At 71.0% G+C, this 21,352-nt stretch carries 18 protein-coding genes; 9 read left to right on the top strand and 9 right to left on the bottom strand.

All coding sequences use genetic code 11. The features are described 5' to 3' along the window. Positions 1–1,638 carry an ABC transporter substrate-binding protein gene (locus ABZU99_RS02095; protein WP_355943341.1) on the bottom strand — a complete coding sequence of 546 codons (1,638 nt, stop codon included), beginning with the start codon at positions 1,636–1,638 and terminating at the stop codon, positions 1–3. A 129-nt stretch (positions 1,639–1,767) separates the two neighbouring features. Between ABZU99_RS02095 and ABZU99_RS02090 the strand changes: the two genes are divergently transcribed. Together ABZU99_RS02090 and ABZU99_RS02085 are read left to right on the top strand one after the other, a co-directional pair. After that, entirely contained in the window at positions 1,768–2,550 is a 783-nt protein-coding gene (locus tag ABZU99_RS02090; protein ID WP_356044203.1) for a GNAT family N-acetyltransferase, read from the top strand. Between the two features lie 52 nt (positions 2,551–2,602). Further along, the gene (locus ABZU99_RS02085; RefSeq protein ID WP_355943337.1) at positions 2,603–2,995 is read left to right on the top strand and encodes a hypothetical protein; all 393 of its coding nucleotides are present in this window, start codon (positions 2,603–2,605) and stop codon (positions 2,993–2,995) included. An 8-nt stretch (positions 2,996–3,003) separates the two neighbouring features. On the opposite strand, the gene ABZU99_RS02080 is transcribed toward ABZU99_RS02085, so the two are convergent. The 5 genes from ABZU99_RS02080 to ABZU99_RS02060 all read right to left on the bottom strand — a co-directional run bounded on the left by ABZU99_RS02080 (position 3,004) and on the right by ABZU99_RS02060 (position 9,194). Next, entirely contained in the window at positions 3,004–4,107 is a 1,104-nt protein-coding gene (locus tag ABZU99_RS02080; RefSeq protein WP_355943335.1) for a dipeptide ABC transporter ATP-binding protein, read from the bottom strand. Positions 4,108–4,126: 19 nt separating this feature from the next. Then, entirely contained in the window at positions 4,127–5,203 is a 1,077-nt protein-coding gene (locus ABZU99_RS02075) for an ABC transporter ATP-binding protein (protein WP_355943333.1), read from the bottom strand. Between the two features lie 20 nt (positions 5,204–5,223). Next, positions 5,224–6,201: an ABC transporter permease gene (locus ABZU99_RS02070; protein ID WP_355943331.1), complete on the bottom strand. Its 978-nt coding sequence runs from the start codon at positions 6,199–6,201 to the stop codon at positions 5,224–5,226. 116 nt (positions 6,202–6,317) lie between these two features. Beyond that, on the bottom strand, positions 6,318–8,108 hold the full coding sequence (locus ABZU99_RS02065; RefSeq protein WP_355943329.1) for an ABC transporter substrate-binding protein: 1,791 nt from the start codon (positions 8,106–8,108) through the stop codon (positions 6,318–6,320). Between the two features lie 81 nt (positions 8,109–8,189). Further along, positions 8,190–9,194: an ABC transporter permease gene (locus ABZU99_RS02060; RefSeq protein ID WP_355943327.1), complete on the bottom strand. Its 1,005-nt coding sequence runs from the start codon at positions 9,192–9,194 to the stop codon at positions 8,190–8,192. Positions 9,195–9,641: 447 nt separating this feature from the next. Between ABZU99_RS02060 and ABZU99_RS02055 the strand changes: the two genes are divergently transcribed. Further along, positions 9,642–10,853, top strand: a complete 1,212-nt coding sequence (locus ABZU99_RS02055) for a hypothetical protein (protein ID WP_355943325.1) — start codon at positions 9,642–9,644, stop codon at positions 10,851–10,853. Between the two features lie 309 nt (positions 10,854–11,162). Here the strand turns inward: ABZU99_RS02055 and ABZU99_RS02050 are convergent, their stop codons facing one another. Beyond that, complete coding sequence (locus tag ABZU99_RS02050) at positions 11,163–13,325, bottom strand: prolyl oligopeptidase family serine peptidase (RefSeq protein ID WP_355943323.1); 2,163 nt, start codon at positions 13,323–13,325, stop codon at positions 11,163–11,165. A 317-nt stretch (positions 13,326–13,642) separates the two neighbouring features. On the opposite strand from ABZU99_RS02050, the gene ABZU99_RS02045 reads away from it, so the two are divergent. The 4 genes from ABZU99_RS02045 to ABZU99_RS02030 all read left to right on the top strand — a co-directional run bounded on the left by ABZU99_RS02045 (position 13,643) and on the right by ABZU99_RS02030 (position 17,436). Beyond that, positions 13,643–13,837, top strand: a complete 195-nt coding sequence (locus ABZU99_RS02045) for a hypothetical protein (RefSeq protein WP_355851029.1) — start codon at positions 13,643–13,645, stop codon at positions 13,835–13,837. 62 nt (positions 13,838–13,899) lie between these two features. Then, positions 13,900–14,784 carry an N-acetyl-1-D-myo-inositol-2-amino-2-deoxy-alpha-D-glucopyranoside deacetylase gene (gene mshB / locus ABZU99_RS02040; protein ID WP_355943321.1) on the top strand — a complete coding sequence of 295 codons (885 nt, stop codon included), beginning with the start codon at positions 13,900–13,902 and terminating at the stop codon, positions 14,782–14,784. Next, positions 14,781–15,149 (top strand): DUF6113 family protein, encoded by a 369-nt coding sequence (locus ABZU99_RS02035; RefSeq protein WP_355943319.1) that lies wholly within the window; start codon positions 14,781–14,783, stop codon positions 15,147–15,149. The genes mshB and ABZU99_RS02035 overlap by 4 nt, the downstream gene beginning before the upstream one ends. A 196-nt stretch (positions 15,150–15,345) precedes the next feature. After that, on the top strand, positions 15,346–17,436 hold the full coding sequence (locus ABZU99_RS02030) for a hypothetical protein (RefSeq protein ID WP_355943318.1): 2,091 nt from the start codon (positions 15,346–15,348) through the stop codon (positions 17,434–17,436). Positions 17,437–17,854: 418 nt separating this feature from the next. Here the strand turns inward: ABZU99_RS02030 and ABZU99_RS02025 are convergent, their stop codons facing one another. Then, on the bottom strand, positions 17,855–18,688 hold the full coding sequence (locus ABZU99_RS02025) for a transglutaminase-like domain-containing protein (RefSeq protein WP_356044210.1): 834 nt from the start codon (positions 18,686–18,688) through the stop codon (positions 17,855–17,857). A gap of 17 nt (positions 18,689–18,705) precedes the next feature. Next, positions 18,706–19,716 carry a GNAT family N-acetyltransferase gene (locus ABZU99_RS02020; protein ID WP_356044213.1) on the bottom strand — a complete coding sequence of 337 codons (1,011 nt, stop codon included), beginning with the start codon at positions 19,714–19,716 and terminating at the stop codon, positions 18,706–18,708. 114 nt (positions 19,717–19,830) lie between these two features. On the opposite strand from ABZU99_RS02020, the gene fdxA reads away from it, so the two are divergent. Both fdxA and dapC read left to right on the top strand, forming a co-directional pair. Next, the gene (gene fdxA / locus ABZU99_RS02015; protein WP_355851011.1) at positions 19,831–20,157 is read left to right on the top strand and encodes a ferredoxin; all 327 of its coding nucleotides are present in this window, start codon (positions 19,831–19,833) and stop codon (positions 20,155–20,157) included. A 102-nt stretch (positions 20,158–20,259) separates the two neighbouring features. Further along, on the top strand, positions 20,260–21,352 hold a 1,093-nt coding region (gene dapC, locus ABZU99_RS02010; RefSeq protein ID WP_356227672.1), incomplete at its 3' end, for a succinyldiaminopimelate transaminase.

The following is a 21,352-nucleotide window of genomic DNA, read 5'->3' as shown; positions in this document are numbered from 1 at the left end:
TCAGCTGACCTTGATCTGGTGGTAGACGGGGACGCTGAACTGGTTGAGGGTCACCTCGCTGAGCCGGTCCGAGTAGCCCGCGCTGCCGTTCTGGTACCAGAGCGGAATGGCGGGCATCTGCTGGGCGAGAATCTTCTCCGCCGCCTGGAAGCTCGTCATGGCGGCGCCGTCGGCGGAGGCGGCGTTGGCCTGGTTCACCAGCCGGTCGAAGCCGGTGTCGCTCCAGTGGCCGTCGTTGGAGGAGGCACCGGTGTAGTACAGCGGCTGGAGGAAGTTCTGGATCAGCGGATAGTCCATCTGCCAGCCGGCCCGGAAGGGCCCGGTCATCTTCTTGCCGGCCATCTTGTTGCGGTAGTCGGCGAAGGTGCCGACGGGCTTGCCGACGCACGCCCGATCGCTCCTCAGCACGGAGTTGACGCTGTTGCACACCGCGTCGACCCAGTCCTTGTGCGAGCCGGTGTCGGCGTTGTACGTGATCGTCATCCGGCCGCCGGGCAGTCCGCCCGCCGCTTTGATCAGCCTGCGCGCCCGCTCCGGGTCGAAGGAGCAGGCGTCCCCGCACAGCCCCGGCTGATAGCCGCCCTGGCGGCGCAGGACCGGTGAGGTCCAGTCGGTCGCCGGGGTCCGGGTGTTACGGAAGATCCGCTCGGTGATCTGTGCCCGATTGATCGCCATCGAGATGCCCCGGCGGAGCCCCGCCTTGCCCGGACCGCTCCAGGCGCGGTCGTACATCGGGAAGGTGAGGGTCTGGATGATCCCGGCGGGCTGGTTGATGTAGCGGTTGCCGAGGTCGGAGCGGACGAACTTCAGCTGCTGCGCGGGGACGTCGTCCACCAGGTCGAGATTGCCCGCCTGAAGATCGGTGTAAGCGGTGTTGCTGTCCGTATAGACACGGAGATCGACGCCCTTGTTACGGGCCTTGTCGGGGCCGGGGTAGCCGTCCCAGGTGCGCAGCTTCATCACCGAGCCCTTGGCGTACGACCGCACCAGGTACGGGCCGTTGCCGATGGGCTTCTTCAGCCAGGCGGCATGGTGCTCGAAGAAGGCCCGGGGCAGCGGTGCGTAGGCGTTGTAGCCCAGTGTCTCGGGCCAGGTGGAGAACTTCTGGGTGAGCCTGGCGGTGAAGGTCCGGTCGTCCTTGACCCGCAGACCGGAGAGCGCCTTCGCGGTGGGGCGGCCGGAGTCGGGGTGGACCTTGTCGTAGCCCTCGATGTACTCGAAAAAGTAGGCGTTGCGCTGCTTGTGGTCGATCCGGGCGCCGTAGTTCCAGGCGTCCACGAAGGACCGCGCCGTCACCTTCTCGCCGTTGCTGAACCGCCAGCCGTCCTTGATGGTGATGGTGTAGTTCCGCTGGTCGGAACTATGGATCCGCTGGGCGAGCGCGTCCTTGGCCTCACCGGTCCTCGGGTCGTACCGCTTGAGTCCCCGGAAGATCATGTCGAGGACCTTGCCGCCCTGGACCTCATTGGTGTTGGCCGGCTCCAGCGGGTTCGGCGGATCGCCCCAGGAGGAACGGACGATCCCGGAACCGGAACCACCGCCGCCACCACCGCAGGCCGTCGCGGTCACCCCGAGGGCGGCCACACACACGGCGCCCAGCACACACCGGGCACGCGTACGGTGCAGGGCTCCGCGCATGGCGCCTCCCGAGGATCCGGTCCACGATCCGCCTCACGGCCCATCAGACATCCGGTGGACCGACGGCGCACGTCGATGACCGCTGTCCGTGGTGGCAGGGGGAGCATTCCGGCGGCCTATGATCGCGACGTGTCGCACAGCGATCTTCAGCGCGTTCAGGACTTCCTGCTCTCCTTCGCCCGCCGCCAGGCCGGCGAGGTACGGGAGGTGCCCGGGGGATTCCTGGTGCGGCATGAGGGCTATGCGCGCTCCCACGAGCACAATCAGCTCCATATCGCCGGGCCCGTCGGCCCCGAGACGCTGCCGGTCGTCGCCGACGCCGCGATGTCCGATCTGCCGTACCGGCGGATCACCGTCCATGACGACGACCTCGGGCTCGCCTGCGCGCCCGTGCTCGGCCGGGCGGGTTACCGGCACGCCACCGAGGTCGTCATGGTCCACACGGGTCCGGTGCCGCCGGAGCCCGGGGCCGAGGTCGTGGAGCGGGATCTGGGGCCGGATCCGTACGGCCCGCTGCGGCGGGCGCTGACCGCCCAGCAGCGGCGGTGGATGCCCGACGCCGACGAGGAGACCGTGCACGACCTCGTGGACCGGCGCACGGCGCGCCGTGAGGGCGCCGACGAGGTGCTCTTTCTGGCCGTCCACGACGACATCGGCGAGGTCGCCTCCTGGGCCGACCTCTACATGGCGCCCGCCGACGCCATCGCCCAGATCGACGAGGTGGTGACCGCCGATCCGTATGTGCGCCGCGGCTATGCCGACGCCATACTGGCCGGCGCCGTGCGCCGCGCGGCCGCCGCCGGATGCGGGCTGCGCTTCCTGATGGCCGACCAGGACGACTGGCCCCGCCACTGGTACGCCCGCCGGGGCTTCACCCCCATCGGCCGCAGCCACGTCTTCACCCGCCCCTGAGCCACCCGGAAATGGCGTGCCGAGGCGCGGTGGCCGGGGCTATGGTCCCGTCATGCCCCACACCACCCCCTTGGACATCCGGATCGGCGTCTACGCGACCGAGGACGAGGCCAGGAGGCTCGGCGACGGGTGCGGACGGGTGCTGGACGGCCACGGGCTCGCCCACCGGCTGTCCGTCGCCGGGCCCGGGGAGCCGACGGCCGGGCCCGGGTCCATGCCGCTCGCCGCGTTCTACGACGACCTTCCCGAACAGTGGCGGATCGGCCACCCCGGAGAGGACCCCGGAGCCCGAGCCGTCCATGAGGTCCGGGTCGCGCTGCACACCACCCGCCCCCGGGCGGAGACCCTCCGCGAGGAACTGACCCGCGTCGTCTGCCCCGATCCCGAACACCGTTCGCCCTGCCCGGTCCCCTGGGCCTCCCACTGCGTCGGCCCGACGGCGTAGGCCCGGTCTCAGTCCTTCCGCAGGTCCTCCGCCGCGATCAGCGCCGGGTCCAGGACGACGTCCTCCTCGCGCGCCTCGATGGTCGGGGCCTCGGGGAAGTGGCAGGCGGAGAGATGGCCCTCGCGGTTGCCCTCGATGCGCACCAGCGGGGGTTCCTCCCGGGCGCACTTGTCCTGGGCCTTCCAGCAGCGGGTGCGGAAGCGGCAGCCGGAGGGCGGGTTGATGGGGGAGGGGACGTCGCCGGCGAGGCGGATGCGCTCGCGGCGGGCGGCGGTCTCCCCGGCGTCGTCGGCCATCACCACCGCCGCGTCCGGGACGGCGGACAGCAGGGCGTGGGTGTACGGGTGGCGGGGGCGGTGGTAGATGGAGTCGCGGTCGCCGACCTCGACGACCTTGCCCAGATACATGACGGCCACGCGCTGCGAGAAGTGCCGTACGACGGCGAGGTCGTGGGCGATGAACAGGAAGGCGATGCCCAGCTCGCGCTGGAGCTCCTGGAGCAGATTGACGACCTGGGCCTGGATGGAGACGTCGAGGGCCGAGACCGGTTCATCCGCGACGATCAGCCTGGGTTCGAGGGCGAGCGCGCGGGCGACCCCGATGCGCTGGCGCTGGCCGCCGGAGAACTCGTGCGGGAAGCGGTTGTAGTGCTCGGGGTTGAGGCCGACGGTCTCCAGCAGCTCGCGCACCCGGGCCTCACGGCCGCCGGGCGGGCGGATGCCGTTGATCTCCATCGGGCCGGAGATGATCGTGCCCACGGTCTGCCGGGGGTTCAGCGAGGAGTACGGATCCTGGAAGATCATCTGGATCTCGGAGCGGATGGGCGCGAGCGCCTTGCGGTCCGCGTGGGTGATGTCCCGGCCCCGGTAGGTGATCGTGCCTCCCGTCGGCTCCAGCAGCCGGGTCAGCAGCCGGCCGGTCGTGGACTTGCCGCAGCCGGACTCGCCGACCAGGCCGAAGCTCTCGCCCGCGTGCACGGTCAGATCGATGCCGTCCACCGCTTGGACGGCACCGACCCTGCGCTTGATCGGAAAGCCGCCCAAGATCGGGAAGTGTTTGGTCAGCTTCTCGGTGACCAGAAGGGGTTCGGGTGTCCCCGGCGCGCTGCTCATGTGTACCGCTCCCTAGGCCCTAGCCCAGCCGGGGCTTGATCTGCTCGATGAAGAGGGTCTGCTTCCGTTCGGCCGTGAGGTGGCAGGCGGCGCCCCGCCGCTCGGGCAGCACGGGCCGCTCGCCGGCGCACCGCCCGTCGGCCACCTCGTCCGTGAAGCCGCACCGCGGATGGAAGGGGCAGCCCGGCGGCGGGGCGAGCAGGCTCGGCGGGGTGCCGGGGATGGGGTTCAGCGGCTCGTCGATGTCGGAGGAGAGCCGCGGCATGGAGCCCAGCAGCCCCCAGGTGTACGGATGCTGGGGCGCCCGCAGCACCTCGCGGACCGTGCCGCGCTCGACGGCCCGGCCCGCGTACATCACCAGCAGATCGTCGGCGGTGTTGGCGACCACGCCCAGATCGTGGGTGATGAGGATGATCGCGGAGCCGAACTCCTGCTGGAGGTCTTTCAGCAGATCGAGGATCTGGGCCTGGACGGTGACGTCGAGCGCGGTGGTCGGCTCGTCGGCGATAAGGAGATCCGGGTTGCAGACCAGGGACATGGCGATCATCGCACGCTGCCGCATTCCGCCGGAGAACTGATGCGGATAGTCGTCCACGCGCAAGCGCGCGTTGGGGATGCCGACCTTCTCCAGCATCCCGATCGCCCGCGAGCGCGCCTCCTGCTTGGAGGCGCCGGTGTGCTTGCGGAACGGCTCGGCGATCTGGCGGCCCACCGTGTAGTACGGCGACAGGGCGGTCAGCGGATCCTGGAAGATCATGGCCATCTTGTTGCCGCGCAGCCTCTCCAGGGTGCGCTCGGGCGCGCCGGTCAGCTCCTGCCCGTCCAGCAGTATCTCGCCCCGGACCTCGGTGGTGCGCGGATCGTGGAGGCCGAGCACGGTGAGATTGGTGACGGACTTGCCCGACCCGGACTCGCCGACGATGCCGAGCGTGCGGCCGCGTTCGAGGTCGAAGGAGAGGCCGTCCACGGCCTTGACGACGCCGTCCTCGGTGGAGAAGCGGACATACAGGTCGCGTACGGTCAGGAAGGCGCCGCCGTCCGGGGCGGGGGGCGGTGTGGCGCCGGCGCCGTCGTCGGGTTTGGTGAGTGTGGTCATCTCGGCAGGCTCCGGGTCTCTCAGGCGAGGCGCACGCGCGGGTCGATGAAGGCGTAGGCGGCGTCGACCAGGATGTTGAACACCACGATGGCCGCGGCGCTGACCAGCATCACGCCCATCAGCATCGGCAGATCGGTGAGCTGCACGGATTCGACCGCCAGCCGGCCGATGCCGTGCAGGGTGAAGGTGTACTCGGTCACCATGGCCCCGCCGAAGAGCGATCCGAGGTCGATGCCGAAGATGGTGACGATGGGGGCGATGGCGCCGCGCCAGGCGTACCGGAAGAAGACCGTACGGCCGGACAGGCCCTTGGCCCGGGCCGTGCGGACATGGTCCTCCTGCAGCTGCTCGACCATCTGGGAGCGGGTCATCCGGCTGTAGTTGGCCATGAAGATCAGCGAGAGCACCAGCCAGGGCAGCAGCATGCCGCTGAACCACTTCGCGGGATTGTCGGTGAAGGGGTAGTAGGCGGGCTGGTCCATGATGGCCAGGCCGCTGACGAACCAGGCCAGAGCGAGCACGCCGACGAAGTAGATCTGCAGGGACGCGCCGAGCAGCGACAGCGAGCTGAAGAACTTGTCGATCCAGGTGCCGCGCCGCCAGGCCGCGATCATGCCGATGCCGACCCCGCAGACCAGGAAGACGGCGGCGCCGCCGACGGCGAGCGAGAGGGTGGTGGGGAAGCGGTCGACGACGGTGCCCCAGACGGGCTCCTGGCTGACGAAGGAGTAGCCGAAGCAGGGGGCGTCACAGTGACCCACGGAGAAGTCGCGCCCCGCGAAGATCCCGACCATGAACTTCGCGTACTGGACCGGCACCGGCTGGTCCAGGCCGAGGTTCTTGTTGATCATCGCGAGCGATGTGGGATCGCAGTTCTTGCCGCAGGCGAGCCGGGCGGGTTCGGCGGGCAGGGCGAAGAAGAGGAAGAAGGTGATCGCACTGATCAACAGGAGGATCACGATCGCGCCGAGGGACCGGCGGGCGAGGAATCTCAACATGGCGTCGGGGATCTTCCGCTAGGGGCGGGCCCCGGCCGCGCCGCGTCAACCGTAGTACCGCGGTGACGGGGTGCGCGGCGCGGCCGGGCTCCGGGCGGCGCTGGGGGCTGCCGCGGTTACTTGACGAAGACGGCCGTCGGGTCCACGGCTCCGTAGACCGAGTTGTACTTCACCCCGCCGAGGCCGGGGCCCCAGAGGGTGAACAGCCGGTTGTAGAAGGTCGGGACCGCGGCGACCTCATCGGTGAGGATCTTCTCGCTGAGCTTGATCCACTCCGTGGTGGCCTGGTTGAGATCGCTGAGCTTGGCGACCCGGTCGATCTCCTTGTCGATCGCCGGGACCTTGAGATGGGAGTAGTTCGCGGAGTCGTCGTAGACGTTCTTCCCGCCGTAGACCGGCGGGACGACGGTCGAGGCCGACGGCCAGTCGGCGCCCCAGGAAGACCGGTACAGATCGTACTTGTTCTTGATCTTTCCGATCTGGGTGTAGTAGGTGGTCTGGTCGATCTCCTTCTTCTGGACCTTGAATCCCGCCCGCTCCAGGGCCTGCTGGACGACCACCGAGGCGTCCTGGTGGGTGTCGCCGTTGCCGTAGGCGTAGACGAGCTCGTAGCCCTCCTTGCCCGCCTCCTTCAGCAGCTCCTTGGCCTTCTTGGCATTGCCGCCGGGGTACTTCTTCTTCTGATACGGGTCGAAGGACGGGTCGTAGCCCTTGAGCGTGGGGCCGACCAGCCCGCCGCCGACCTCACCGGCCTTGGGGCCGCCGAACTGCTGGAGGTACTGGCCGCTGGGGAAGGCCCAGGCGATCGCCTCGCGCACCTTCTTGTCCTTGACGCGGTCCATGTTGATCGAGACGACATCGACATAGGGCTGGGTCTCGGTCAGCGACCGGGCCATCGCGGCCTTGTCCTTGAGGACCGAGGAGATCTGCGAGGGGTCGACCGCGTTGGTGAACGTCATGCCGTTCCGGTCGGCGCCCTTGGCGGCCTGGAGCCGGCGGGTGGAGTCCACCCACTGGTGGCCGAAGGAGACGTCGAAGGTGTTGACGTACTGATGGCGGATCGAGTCGGTCTTGGGATCCCAGTGCTCGTTCTTGACGAACTGGATGCCCTTGCCCGGCTTGAAGTTCTTGATCTTGTACGGTCCGGAGGCCACCGGCGCCTTGTCGTACTTCTCCTTGGTGTCCTTGGCCGGCGGGACCGCGCCGATGTTCGGCATGGCCACCGCGAAGGGCACCTCGGCGCGCGGCTGGTCGAAGTGGAAGACGATCGTCTTGTCGTCCGGGGTGTCCAGCACCGACTTCGGCAGATGCTTGCCCTTGTACGGGCCGTCGGGCAGCGCCTTGCGGTACTTCTGGCCCTCCCCGGAGAGCCACTGCTGCAGGTAGGTCGGGCCGTTGGTCTCGAACGGGGCGTAGAGCCGCTCGATGGCGTGGCGGACGTCCTTGGAGGTGATCGGCGAGCCGTCCTCGAACTTCAGCCCGTCCTTGAGGGTGTACGTCCAGGTCCGGCCGCCGTCCGAGGACGTGCCGGTGTCGGTGGCGAGGTCGCCGACCAGCTTGGCCTTCCCCGTTTTGTCGTCGAACTGGTAGTTGGTCAGCGTCCGGTTGTAGAGCGTCTGCATGATCAGCTCATCGCTGACATAGATCTGCCCCGGGTCCAGATGCTCGAACGCGTCCCGCTGCAGCACCGTCACGGTGCCGCCCTTCTTGGCGCCCGGCAGATCCTTGGCGGGGCCCGTGGAGTCGGCGGCGGTGCCCAGGGTGATGTCCTGGGCCTCCATCTTGCGTTCCTTGGACTCCTTGGGGTCGGAGCCGCCGCCCCCGCTGCTGCACGCCGAGAGCGCCAGGGCGCCCGCGGCCAGGGCGATGGCATATGTGCGCGCTCTGCGCCTGCTGTTCAACGTCATGGTCGTCACTGCACCTGCCTCGTCGGACGGAACACTTGCCGTGTCGTGCGTCTGCCGTATCTGTCGGCGCCGGCTCCGGGGTCAGCGCGTGGTCTTCGGGTCCATCGCGTCCCGGACCGAGTCCCCGAGCAGGTTGAAGGCGACCACGAAGACCACCATGGCGATGCCGGGGAAGAACATGTAAGTGATGTCGCCCTCGTAGAAGTTGGCGCCCTTGGCGAACATCCGGCCCCAGTCGGGGGTCGGCTCGACCACGCCGACGCCGAGGAAGGACAGTGCCGCCTCGGTCGTCACGAAGTTCGGCAGCATCAGGGTGGACTGCACCAGGATCGGGGTGCCGAGGTTGGGCAGCAGCTCCCTGCGGACGATCCGCCACGGCGAGGCACCGGTCACCTTGGCCGCCTCGACGAACTCACGCTCCCGCAGGGAGAGCACCTGACCGCGCAGCAGCCGGGCCAGCTGCATCCAGCCCAGCAACCACAACACCACCACCAGGGCCGTCACCCGGAAATAGGTGGGCGTCTCCTTCTGCGGACTGACGAACAGCGCGGTGACCACCGGCATGAAGGCGACGAAGAACAGCTGCTGCGGGAACGAGAGCAGCAGATCGATGAGCCGCCCGAGGAAGTAGTCGGTGCGCCCGCCCATATAGCCCGCGACGACGCCGATCACGATGCCGGTGAGCGTGGACAGCACGGTCGCCGCCAGCCCGATCAGCAGCGAGGTGCGGATGCCGTACACCAGCTGCGTCAGCACATCACGGCCGAGCTTGGGCTCGATGCCGAACCAGAACTCCCCGTCGATGCCGCCGTTGGGCTTCATCGGATAGCCGGTGATGGGGTCCAGCAGCTCGGGGCGGTCGAGACCGTAGGTGGTGTACGGATCCTTGCCGTACAGCCACCCGATCACCGGGGCCAGGACGGCGACGACGAAGAAGAACAGCACGACGAAGCCGGAGATCACCCCGGTCCGGTCCCGCCGGAATCGGCGCCACATCAGCTGGCGGGGAGCCAGCCCCGTCGGCTGGCCGCCCTCCGCGACCGGCGCGGTCTTCTCGACCACGGTGGTCCGGGGTGGACTCGTCATCGCGTAACGCCCCCCGCACTGTTGTCACACCGTCAACTCGGGTTGTCTATGCGCGTCATCCCGCTGCCCGCTCGCCAGGGTCGTGCGTGCGTGTCTGGATGAGCGGACTTTCGCAACCGATGAATGGCCCAGTCAAGGGGCGGGCGAGGGCGGATCCGCCGCTCATCGGGTTCTTGAGCGAACATTTGGCAGATCGACGTGCCGACGTGCTTGACAGCGATCGCCGTATGACGACAAAGCATGGCCTATGAGCATGAAAAGCGTTAACACGCGGGCAACTCGACTGTCGCGACACCGATATACGGACGCGTCAGGCTGAACTGCGTACGGCCGTGCGGGTGCCGTAGACCGGCCGGGGCGCGCCATGTCGTCCCGGCCGGTCACCATCCGTGATTTCTTCGTCCCACGACGGTTGCCCGGGGTGCGAGATGGGGGAAACCTACGGCTATGGGGCAAGGACGGATACTCAACCGCGGAGCGCGCGTCTTCGGCGCGCTCGTCTGCACTGTGCTCGGGCTGATCTCGCTGGCGTGGATCATCCGTGACCTGGACAAGGCCGACGAGGCGAGCCATCTGTGGTGGACCTGGTCGGGACTGCCCTTCCGGGCCTCGGGGTCGGTCTTCGGCTCGTCCCTGCTCGACCTCGTCCTGCTGGTGGTCTACGCGGCCGTCGGGATCGCCGCGCTGCGCTCCCCGTCCGCCGCGGGCGCGCTCGGCACGGTCGCCGTGGTGACCGTCGTCCTGCGCCTGCCCAGCCTGTGGAATTTGAACGCGGACTGGATGCAGGGCATACCCGACGATCTGAAGACCCGGGCCGATCTCAGCGCGTGGGCCGCCGTTGTGCTCGGCGGTCTGCTGCTGGCCACCGTGGCCGCCGCGCGCCGCCCCGCCGATCTCGACCCGCCCGGGTACGCGGCGTCGCCCGCGGATCAACCGCCCGCCCGGCCGGGGCCCGGGCCGGCGGTGATCGCCGCGCTCTTCCTGGGCGCCGTCGGGGCCGTCCTCGCCGCCTGGCAGATCTACTGGGCCCAGGAGCGCGGCTGGGACAGCTACAAGTACCTGCTCACCGGCAAGCACACCCTGGCCACGCTGCTCTCGGCGCCCGCCGCCTGGAGCGAGTGGGCGGCGGCCGCGCTGTGCCTGGCCGCCGCCGTCACCGCGCTGGCGCGGGCGCCGCTGGCGCGCCCGCTGGGGATGACGGCGGCGGCGCTGGTGCTGGCCAAGGGGATCAGCGAGGTCTCGCTCTGGTTCAAGCTGGACTACGTCGACCATCTGGACGATCTGCCGACGGTGGGCGTGCTGAGCGTGCTCAGCGCGTTCTTCGAGGCGGCGGCGGGGCTGATCGCCCTGGCCGCACTGGCGCGGCGGCCCGCGGGCGCCGGCGGGGCGCCGCTGGGCGGCCCGCCGCCCCCCGGGGCCCCGGCGTACGGCTACGGCTATGGCGGCGGCGGGGGTTACGGAGACAGCGGCTATGGGGACGGCGGCTACGGGGGCGGGGGTTACGGAGACAGCGGCTATGGGGACGGCGGCTACGGGGGCGGGGGTCACGGCAGCGGCGGCTATGCCCCGCCACCACCCACCACCCCACCTACGGCCCCGCCGCCCCCGGCCCCGGCTCCGCCGTCTTCGCCGCCGCCCGCACCCCCGCCGGGCTGGTAGCGGCCGGGCGAAGCGGCCGGCCGTCGTCCACGACGCAGCGGGCCAGACGCAGACGCCCGGTCTCGGTCAGGGGTGCGTTACGGTGCGGCATGAGGGCCTTTCTGGTCGCCGGTGCGGATATCGCAATCCACTCCGAGCCAGAAGGCCCTCACCCATTTCAAGATCACTCAGCCATGACGTCCGTCACCAACCTCAGTGGACAGAACACCTAAGCGGTTACGGCGAGGTCAAGTGCTGATCCTTCTCGGCGTCCAGGCCCTCGGCCAGGCCGAACGGCGAGGGATCAGCGGCGAACTTCACCGAATCCGCTCAGCGCGGCCCCAGGGACCGCTTGAGGAAGTCCACCTGCAGCAGGAGCAGATTCTCCGCGACCTGCTCCTGCGGGGTCATATGGGTCACTCCGGACAGCGGCAGCACCTCGTGCGGGCGGCCCGCGGCGAGCAGGGCCGAGGAGAGGCGCAGGGTGTGCGCGACGACCACATTGTCGTCGGCCAGACCATGGATGATCATCATTGGCCGGGCCTCGTCCGCCGCGCCGGACAGCCCCTCGTCGGTCACCAGCGAGTTGGCGGCGTAGACCTCGGGCTGTTCCTCCGGGTGGCCCAGGTACCGCTCCATGTAGTGGGTGTCGTACAGCCGCAGATCGGTGATCGGCGCGCCCACCACGCCCGCGTGGAAGACATCGGGGCGGCGCAGCACGGCCAGCCCGGCGAGATAGCCGCCGTAGGACCAGCCGCGGATGGCGACCCGGCCGAGGTCCAGCGGATAGCGCTCGGCCAGCGCCGTCACGGCCTCGACCTGGTCCTCGAGCGTGATGCCCGCGAGATCGTCGCGGACGGCCTTCTCCCAGCCGGGGGACCGGCCGGGGGTGCCCCTGCCGTCGGCGACGACCACCGCGAAGCCCTGGTCGGCGAACCACTGCGAGGTGAGATGGGCGTTGTGCGCGGCGACCACCCGCTGGCCGTGCGGGCCGCCGTACGGGTCCATGAGGACCGGCAGCGGCCCGTCACCCTCCCGGTAGCCGGTGGGCAGCAGGACGGCGCACGGGATGTCGCGCTTGCCCGCGAAGACGAGCTCGGGGCGGGCGGTGATGACGGGTTGCTCGGCGTACGAGGGGACCTCGGCGAGCCGTTCGGCCGCGCCGTGGTCCGCGGGGCGCAGCAGCTCCACCCGGGCCCCGGGCCGGTCCACCCCCGCGTACGACAGGGCGACCACCTCGCCGCCGCGCACGGCGGAGTGCACCGCCGGGAAGGGCCGCTTGCCGACCGGCTCCCATCCGCCCTGGTCCCCGCTGCCGCGGAACCAGGCCCGGTAGACGGCGATCTCGCCCGGCTGCTCGGGCAGCTCGGCCCCGGCCCCCGGGGAGGCGGCGAAGAGCACATCGTCCTCGCCGATGCCGAGGACCGCGCGCACCTGGAGGGCGCCGGAGGTGAGCTTGCGGTCGCCGACCATCAGCACCCGGGCGCCGCCCTCGTCGGCGATGCGGACGAGTCGTCCATCTTCCGTCCAGGCGGGCACTCCGGGGAAAAGATCCAGCCAAACAGGGTCCTCGTCGACATGGACCGTGCTGGTCCGCCCCGACTCGGTGTCCACGGCCAGATAGAGCTGACTGCGCTGGTCCCGCGCCTGGACCAGAAGGAGCGGCGGACCGTAGGCCGACCAATGCACCCGCGCGAGGTACGGATAGCGCGTCCGGTCCCACTCGATCTCAGTACGGGAGCCGTCGAGGCCGAGCAGAACCAGCCGTACATCGGCGTTGGCGGTGCCCGCGGCCGGATACGCGATCTCGGCCGGCTCATGGCCGGGGTGCGCGGGGTCGGCGATCCACCAGCGGCGTACGGGGGCGTCGTCGACCCGCGCGACCAGGAGCGCATCGCTCCGCGGTGACCACCAAAAGCCGCGGGAGCGGTCCATCTCCTCTGCCGCGATGAACTCCGCGAGGCCATAGGAGACCGTGTCGCCCTCCGGCTCCGCAAGGGCCCGGTCGCCCTCACCGTCGGCGCCCGTCACGCGGAGCGCGCCGCCCGCCGCGTACACGATGTGGCGGCCGTCGGGCGAGGGGCGCGGGTCCACGACCGGACCCCGGGCCCGCAGCTCGCGGGTGGCGCCGGCGGCCAGGTCGGTGGCGAACAGCCGCCCGGAGAGGGCGAAGGCCGCGAGCTCCACCGCCGCGTCCACCGCGTAACCGACCACCCCGGCCGATCCCTCGCGGCTGCGCTCGCGCCGCGCCCGTTCCTCGGCGGACAGCTCCTCGTCGGCGCCGCCGAGCAGCGCGACCGGGTCCGCGGCCGCGTACTCGCGCTGGCCGGCGAGGTCGTACACCCACAGGAGGCCCGCCCGGTCGGTGCCCGAGCGGGAGCGCAGGAAGACGACGCGGGAGTCGTCGGGGGCCACGGTGAAGGCCCGCGGCGCCCCGAGGGTGAACCGCTGGGTGCGCGCGTGCTGCCGAGGGAAGGAGAGCTGTCCGGTCATAGGGGGAGCCTAAGGCTCCGCTGATCGCGAAGGCCGTACGGCCCGCTCGCCGGGAGCGTGGTTGCCCACGGCACAATCCGGCCGCCGGGGCGTCCGGATCAAGTCCGTGCGCTCGGTGGTGACATGGCGCATATCCAGCGGGAAATCGCCCCGGGACCTGGGCAGTTGATGCGATCAGGCATGCGCCCCTGTCATGCTCCCGTGCACCGAGTCATGCGCAGGCGCCCATAGTTATGATCGATTGCGCATAGTGGGTAGGACTTTCGTGGCATCAATATGTTGTCCGTCCGAGCGCGTGTACCTGGAGGTGAGCCGCTGTGGCGCTCTCGATCTCGTTGTCAGTGCTGCTGCTGATCATCGTCTTCATGCTCGTCAACAAGGCAGGGCTGAAGGCGGGGCACGCGGTCATCTGTGTGCTTCTCGGTTTCTATCTCGCGAGCTCGTCGGTCGCTCCGACGATCGACGACCTCACCACCAACGTGGCGGACATGATCGGCGGCGTGAAGCTCTGACCCCGCGCGGGGCCGGGGCGCGCCGTCCATGGGCACAGGTGTGCGACTCGTAGGCTGTGCCCATGACCGTTCTTCCCGCCCGTCGTCTGCTGCTGGTACACGCGCATCCGGACGACGAGTCGATCAATAACGGCGCGACCATGGCGAAGTACGCCGTCGAGGGCGCTCATGTCACCTTGGTGACCTGCACCCTCGGCGAGGAGGGCGAGGTGATCCCGCCCGGCCTGGCGCATCTCGCCGCCGACCGCGACGATGCGCTCGGCACGCACCGGATCGGCGAACTCGCGGCGGCGATGAAAGCCTTGGGGGTCCAGGACCACCGCTTCCTGGGCGGCCCCGGCCGCTACCGCGACTCCGGGATGATGGGCGCCCCGCAGAACGACCGGCCGGACTGCTTCTGGCAGGCCGACCTGGACGAGGCCGCCGGCCATCTGGTGGCCGTGGTCCGTGAGATCCGGCCGCAGGTCCTGGTGGCGTACGACAGCGACGGGGGCTACGGCCACCCCGACCACATCCAGGCGCACCGGGTCGCGATGCGCGCGGTGGAGCTGGCCGCCGACCCGGACCATCGTCCGGAGCTGGGCGCGCCGCACGAGATCGCCAAGGTCTACTGGAACTGCGTTCCGCGCTCGGCCGTGGAGGAGGGCTTCGCCCGGCTGCGGGCGGCGGGGCGGGAGCCGCTCTTCCCCGGGATCGCCACGGTGGACGACGTCCCGGGCGTGGTGGACGACGCCGAGGTGACGGCGGCGATCGACGGCACCGCGTACGCGGCGGCCAAGACGGCGGCCATGCGCGCCCATGCCACCCAGATCGCCGTGGACGGGCCCTTTTTCGCACTCTCCAACGACCTGGGCCAGCCGCTGTTCGTCACGGAGCACTATCGGCTCGTCCGGGGTGAGGCCGCGGCCGACCGCGAGGACGACCTCTTCGCGGGGGTGACGGCATGACGGTCGCGCGGCTGGGAGGTTACGCGCTGCTGGCCGTGGCCGGAGCGCTGGTGGGCATCGCGGGCGCGCTGGTCCAAGCCGCCTGGTTCCCCGGCGGGTTGCTGCTCGCGCTGCTGGGCGTCGTGGCCGTCTGCTACGGCGGGGTCAAGGTCACCGGGACCAGGATGGGTGGCGGAATCCCCGCCGGGACGTGGACGGTGGCCGTCCTTCTGCTCACCGCCAGCCGTCCGGAAGGGGACTTCCTCTTCGGCGCGGGCCTGGGGTCGTACGCTTTCCTCCTGGGCGGAATGTTTGCCGGTGTGATGTGCGCCACGTTGCCCTTGGTGCCGCAACCGGGCAGGCCGCCGGCCCGACTTGGTAAGTGACGTGACGTTTAGGGCGTGACGTCCCCGAGCCTCCACGGGGCGTTCCGAGCGCGCAGGACGGGCTGCCACTGGCACACCGGGTGCGGTGACAGGGCGGCCGTCAGGTACGCGACCGCGACGCCCAGTATGGTGGTGCGCGCCGCCGAGCCGCCCGCGCGAGTCTGACGGGCGGCGGAGCTAACTGGGAGAACCTGCTTTGAGCCGTGAATCTGACAGTTCGTCCTCCGGGCCCCGGGGGGGTAGCGGTGGTGCCGCCTACCCGTCGGGCACCCCGCCGTACGGATCGCGCCAGTACCCCTCGCCGAATCCGGCGCAGGAGGGCCCTCAGGGCGGCGCCGGCGACGGCGAGGGGCGTGCCGCGGCCAAGCCGGAGGAACCGAAGACCGAAACCACGCTGACGACCCGGATCAGGATCAACATTCCGGGCTCGCGGCCCATCCCGCCGGTCGTGATGCGCAAGCCCGTCGCTGAGGACGGCGTGCCCGCCCCGCGCTCCGGTGAGGACGAGGAGTCCTCCGCGCGCACCGGCAGTACGCCCCTGCCCGGCCTCGGGTCGTCTCCGGAGCCCGGCGCGGCGTCCGGGCCACGGGTGGGCGCCCCGGAGGACAGGGAGACCAGGGGGGGCAAGCCGGGCAAGGGAGACGGCGAGCGGACCAGCGACTGGTTCGCGCCCCGGAGGTCCAAGGGCAACTCGTCCACGACCGTGAACTCCCCGAAGGCGCCGGTGCCCCCGGCCCCGGAGACCACTCAGCAGTTCCCTGCCCCGTCGGTGGGCGGCGGACCGGTCGCCGATCTGCCGTACTTCACCGACCCCCCGGCCACCGGCGGCACCCCCGAGCGGGAGCCGAACGGCCCGACCACCGGCCCGGTCACCGGCGACATGCGGATGCCGCCGCAGGGCCCCGGCGCCGGCCGGCGCGACGACGATCTGCTCGCCCCGCCCGGACCGGGCCCCGCGGGCGGCCCGTTCGACGCCGGCCCCCGCACGCCTCCGGGCGGTGTGGGGCCGCTGGGCGGCGGTGCCCAGCCGCCGACTCCGCCGGGTGGCTCACCGCTGTCCGGCAGCCTCGGTGCCACCACGGGCACGGGCCGCGGCCTCGGCGGGGACCTCGACACGAGCCCGTCGCTGTTCCGCGACCCGGACCCGACACCCAGCGGAGGGGTGCCGCCCGAGCAGGTCTCCAGTGACACGCTGGTCAGCGGGATCCCCGTGGTCCCGCCGACCGCCGGCCGGCAGGGGCCGCCGTCCCCGCCCGCCGGCGACAGCGCCCCGCCGAGCGCCCCCGCGCCGTCCGCCCCCGCGGCCGGCAAGCCCAAGAAGGCGGCCGGCAAGCCCAAGAAGAAGGGCCGCTCCAAGCTCGTCATGGCCGCGGCCCTGCTCGTGGTGATCGGCGGTGGGGCGTACAGCGCGGGCCTGGTGATGAACCACGCGGATGTGCCGAACGGCACCACCGTCCTCGGCGTCGATATCGGCGGCACCTCCAAGGAGGCCGCCGTCGACAAGCTCGACTCCGCGCTCGGCGACCGCACCAGCGCCCCGCTGAAGGTGTCGGTCGACGGTGAGCAGAAGGAGATCAAGCCGTCCGTCGCGGGTCTGGAGCTGGATACCGAGGCCACGGTCCGGGGCGTCGCGGGACGGGACTACAACCCCGTCACCGTCGTCGGCTCGCTCTTCGGCGGCACCCACGAGGCCGACCCCTCCGTCAAGGTCGACGAGGAGAAGCTCCGGGACGCCCTGGTGCGGCTCGCGGGCACCTCGGGCACGGCCCGCGAGGGCACGATCAAGTTCGAGGCCGGCCGGGCCGTCCCCGTGTACGGCAAGGCGGGCAAGGCCCTCGATGTGGACCGGGCGGTCCAGGCCGTCTCCGACGCCTACCGCGGGCGGGCCGAGACCGGCCAGGACAAGGTCATCACGCTGCCCGTCGGCGCCAAGCGGCCGACGATCAGCAAGGCCGAGGTCGACCAGAAGATGAAGACCTTCGCCAAGCCCGCGATGTCGGGGCTGGTGACGGTCCGGACGGACGCTCAGCACAGCATCCCCTTCGGTCCGGACAAATCGCTGCCGAAGATCCTCTCCATGCGGGTGGTGAACGGCAAGCTGGTGGAGCACTACGACCTGCCCGTGCTCAAGCAGCTGTACGGCAGCACCTTCGACGGTGTCCTCATCCGGCGAGGCAACGGCTCGAAGAAGCCCGTCACGCCGCAGGACGTGGTGGTGGCGCTGCGGCAGGCGCTGGTCGGGAAGACGGCGGCCGATCGCGTCGGCGTCATCGGCCAGGCCGGCTGAGCAGCCCGTGCGACGGTCACACGGCCCCTGCCCGGTACCGGGCAGGGGCCGGCCACGCTTCCCATCCGGCTCGCGCGGTTCGCGATCCCGCTGACCACCGTGGCCCTGGTGGCCACCGGACTGCTGCCCGCAAGCCGGGACGGGCTGCTGATCGCAAGCCGGGACGGGCTGCTGATCGCAAGCCGGGACGGAGTGCTGATCGCAAGCCTGGACGGACTGCTGCCCGCCCTGGTCGTCCCCTCGTCGCTGGGCGGCTTCGCGATGAGGCGGTCCGCATCGCCCGCGACAAGGGCTGGTTCTAGTACGGCGGCCCGGGGGCCTAAGCGGTTACGGCGAAGTCAAGTGCTGATCCTTCTCGGTCCAAGCCCTCGGCCAGGCCGAACGGCGAGGGATCAGCGGCGAACTTCACCGCATCCGCTCAGTTGAGCATCGCGCGGGCCGCGCGCGCCTGGCGCCGTACCGCTTCCGCCGCTTCGGGCTCCACCGCCGCCACGACCTCCGCGTAATCGTCCAGCTCCCTGGCGCCGGCCGTGAAGTCACCCCGTTCCACCAGTAGTTGTGCCCGCTCGTAGCGCAGTCGGGCCGGATGGCTGGGCAGCAGCAGGGCCAGCTCGACCGCCCAGAGCCGGACGTCGGTGCGCTCGGGGCGGGCGGCGGCCCAGGCCCGGATGTTGTTGAGGATCCGCGCCACGATGTCCAGCGGGGAGGCCGGGGTGAGCATCGACGGCGACAGCGGGGTGCCGGTCGCCCCCGCCACCAGCAGGGACGCGTCCTCGTCGGACAGGCGCCGCCCGCCGTCGAAGGGGTCGGCCAGCGCATGCTGTCCGTACGGGTCGCCGAAGCCGACCACGAAGTGGCCCGGCAGCGCCACCCCGTACACCGGTGCGCCCGCCCGCCGCGCCACCTCGATCCACATGACCGACAGCAGGATCGGCAGACCGCGGCGGTGCCGCAGGACCTGGTGGAGCAGCGAGGACTCCAGCCGCCGGTAGTCGGCCGCGGAGCCCCGGAAGCCGTAGCGCTCGCCGAGGAGCCCGGCCAGCGCGCCGGCCCAGTCCTCGGGGCCGCCGGGGGAGAAGGGGAGCAGACCGGCCAGCCGGTCGAGCTCGATCTGCGCCTCGTCGATCCCGGTCTCGTCCAGCCCGGGGTCGGCCTCCAGGCCCACCAGCAGGCACAGCAGGGCCAGGTCGGGGCGCTCCTCGCGCGCCGCCTCGGCGAACCGCCGCCGTGTTGTGTCGTTCGTCCGTGACATAGCCGCTCTTTACCCGCTCAGCGGGCATCCTGCCGTGGCGCACGCCAATGGTGATAGGCGTGGTGCACGCTGAACCCCATGTCCTCGTAGAGGGCGTGGGCACCCTCATTGTCCGTCTCCACCTGGAGGTACGCGGCCGAGGCGCCCTCCTCCAGGGCCCTGCGGGCCAGCGCCGTCATCACGGCGCCCGCCAGCCCCTGCCGCCGCCGCTCCAAAGCGACCTCAACCGCCGTGAACCCGGCCCAGCGGCCGTCCACCACACAGCGCCCGATCGCCGCCGGTGCGCCGCCCTCGGACCGTATCGTCGCGAACCACACCGACGGGCCGCCGGCGAGCACCGCCCGCGCCTCGGGGGAGGGCCGGGTGGAGCGCTGGTAGCCGGCCAGCCAGGCGTCGTCGAGCTGCCGGGAGAGCACCACGGCGGTGGTCTCGGCGTCCCGGTCGCCGATGGGGGCGAGGGCCGCGACGCGCACCTGCGCGGAGACCTCGCGGCTCCAGCCGCGGGTGCCGAGCTCTGCGGCGAGCAGCTCCTGGGTGTCCTCGGCGCCCGTGCTGACCTGGATGTACGCGGGCAGATCGCGCGCGGTGTACCAGTCGGTCACCCGGCGCAGCGCGTCGTCCAGCGGTATACCGGGGTCGCCGAGCGGCAGGACGGAGTTGGCGCGCCGGGTGAAGCCACCGGAAGCGCGCAGCTCCCATGCGCCCAGCGGCTCGCTCACAACCGGCGGCCAAGCGCGGGCGGCGACCCGGGTCAGCTCATGGGCGGTCGCGGCAGGGCCGCGGCGGCGGGCCGGGGCGGCGGGCACCACCTTGCCGGCCACCAACGACTCCTCGGTGATCTCCACGGCCTCCCCGGTGCGCCGGGTGACGGACAGCTTTCCCCCGGTCCAGGATGTGAGAACGCCGACCACGTCGGTGAACTTCTCCCGGTGATCCCCGGCGCCGGTCAAAAGCCTCACCGAGACGCGTTTTCCCACGTCATCCGGGGTGATCCGGACTTCGAGACGTCCGCCAGTGGTGAAATCCACAGCTCTGCCAGCCCCTCATGTGCGTCTGGTGCCCAAGAACGGAGATACTAGGTGCGGGCATCGACGACGCCGCGCTCCCGCGCGATAGCAGCCCTAACGAGGAGGAACGACAGCGTGACCTACGTCATCGCGCAGCCTTGTGTCGACCTGAAGGACAAGGCGTGCATCGAGGAGTGCCCCGTCGACTGTATCTACGAGGGCCAGCGGTCCTTGTACATCCACCCGGACGAATGCGTCGACTGCGGGGCCTGTGAGCCGGTCTGCCCGGTCGAGGCGATCTTCTATGAGGATGACACTCCGGAGGAGTGGAAGGACTACTACAAGGCGAACGTCGAGTTCTTCGACGAGCTCGGTTCGCCCGGCGGTGCGAGCAAGCTCGGCCTGATCGAGCGCGACCACCCCTTCATCGCGGCGCTTCCGCCGCAGGAGCACAACGAGTGACCCTGCTCCTGTCCCGGCCCTAGCGCCCGGCGCAGCCCTCGGTCCCGTACGGCCTGTGGCCTGCGGGGCCGGACTGTTTCGCAGAAGAAAGCGAGCCACCCCGTGCCACCCGTCTCCGCCCGCCTCCCGGTCTTCCCCTGGGACCGGCTCGAACCGTACAAGGCGACCGCCGCCGCCCACCCCGACGGCATTGTCGACCTTTCGGTGGGCACCCCCGTCGACCCGGTTCCCGAGCTGGTCCAAAGGGCGCTCGCCGATGCCTCGGACAGCCCCGGCTATCCGACCGTCTGGGGAACCGCCGAGCTGCGGGACGCGCTGGCGGGCTGGGTGGAGCGGCGGCTGGGCGCGACGCGGGTCGAGCACACGCAGGTGCTGCCGGTCGTCGGGTCGAAGGAGCTGGTGGCCTCGCTGCCGGCGCAGCTGGGGATCGGCCCGGGGCACCGGGTCGGCTTCCCGCGGCTCGCCTACCCGACGTACGAGGTGGGCGCGCGGCTGGCGGGTGCCGAACCGGTTCCGTACGACGAGCCGGCCGAGCTTGACCCGGCAGGGCTCAAGCTGCTGTGGCTGAACTCCCCGTCCAACCCCACCGGCCGGGTGCTGGACCAGGACGAGCTGCGGGCCGCGGTCGCCTGGGGCCGGGAGCACGGGGTGCTGATCGTCAGCGACGAGTGCTATCTGGAGCTGGGCTGGGAGGCGGACCCCCGGTCGGTGCTGCACCCGGAGATCTCCGGGGGGAGCTTCGAGGGGCTGGTCGCGGTCCACTCGCTGTCCAAGCGATCCAACCTGGCGGGCTATCGCGCGGCGTTCCTCGCCGGTGACGAGGCGGTGCTGGGCGAGCTGCTCAAGATCCGCAAGCACGGCGGGATGATCGTGCCCGCACCGGTGCAGGCCGCCACGGCCGCGGCGCTCGGCGACGACAAGCATGTGGTCGAGCAGCGCGAGCGCTATGAGCGGCGGCGGGCCGCGCTGCGGCCGGCGCTGGAGGGCCACGGCTTCCGGATCGAGCACAGCGAGGCGTCGCTGTATCTGTGGGCGACGCGGGACGAGCCGTGCTGGGACACCGTCGGCGCCCTGGCCGAGCTGGGCATCCTGGTGGCGCCCGGCGAGTTCTACGGCGCGGCGGGGGAGCGGCACGTACGGGTCGCGTTCACCGCGACCGACGAGCGGGTGGCGGCGGCGGTCCGCCGGCTGGCGG

The organism is Streptomyces sp. NPDC005266 (assembly GCF_040607655.1).
GTDB lineage: Bacteria > Actinomycetota > Actinomycetes > Streptomycetales > Streptomycetaceae > Streptomyces.
Note: the sequence above shows the minus strand (reverse complement) of the source record. Positions and strands in the feature narration are given on the sequence as shown.

Bases quoted from the DNA above. Each gene is read 5' to 3' on its own strand.
- ABZU99_RS02085 (WP_355943337.1), top strand. From the start codon at position 2,603: ATGCCCCACACCACCCCCTTGGACATCCGGATCGGCGTCTACGCGACC.
- ABZU99_RS02080 (WP_355943335.1), bottom strand. From the start codon at position 4,107: ATGAGCAGCGCGCCGGGGACACCCGAACCCCTTCTGGTCACCGAGAAG.
- ABZU99_RS02060 (WP_355943327.1), bottom strand. From the start codon at position 9,194: ATGACGAGTCCACCCCGGACCACCGTGGTCGAGAAGACCGCGCCGGTC.
- ABZU99_RS02075 (WP_355943333.1), bottom strand. From the start codon at position 5,203: ATGACCACACTCACCAAACCCGACGACGGCGCCGGCGCCACACCGCCC.
- ABZU99_RS02055 (WP_355943325.1), top strand. From the start codon at position 9,642: ATGGGGCAAGGACGGATACTCAACCGCGGAGCGCGCGTCTTCGGCGCG.
- ABZU99_RS02050 (WP_355943323.1), bottom strand. From the start codon at position 13,325: ATGACCGGACAGCTCTCCTTCCCTCGGCAGCACGCGCGCACCCAGCGG.
- ABZU99_RS02025 (WP_356044210.1), bottom strand. From the start codon at position 18,688: ATGTCACGGACGAACGACACAACACGGCGGCGGTTCGCCGAGGCGGCG.
- ABZU99_RS02065 (WP_355943329.1), bottom strand. From the start codon at position 8,108: ATGACGTTGAACAGCAGGCGCAGAGCGCGCACATATGCCATCGCCCTG.
- mshB (WP_355943321.1), top strand. From the start codon at position 13,900: ATGACCGTTCTTCCCGCCCGTCGTCTGCTGCTGGTACACGCGCATCCG.
- ABZU99_RS02070 (WP_355943331.1), bottom strand. From the start codon at position 6,201: ATGTTGAGATTCCTCGCCCGCCGGTCCCTCGGCGCGATCGTGATCCTC.
- ABZU99_RS02095 (WP_355943341.1), bottom strand. From the start codon at position 1,638: ATGCGCGGAGCCCTGCACCGTACGCGTGCCCGGTGTGTGCTGGGCGCC.
- ABZU99_RS02035 (WP_355943319.1), top strand. From the start codon at position 14,781: ATGACGGTCGCGCGGCTGGGAGGTTACGCGCTGCTGGCCGTGGCCGGA.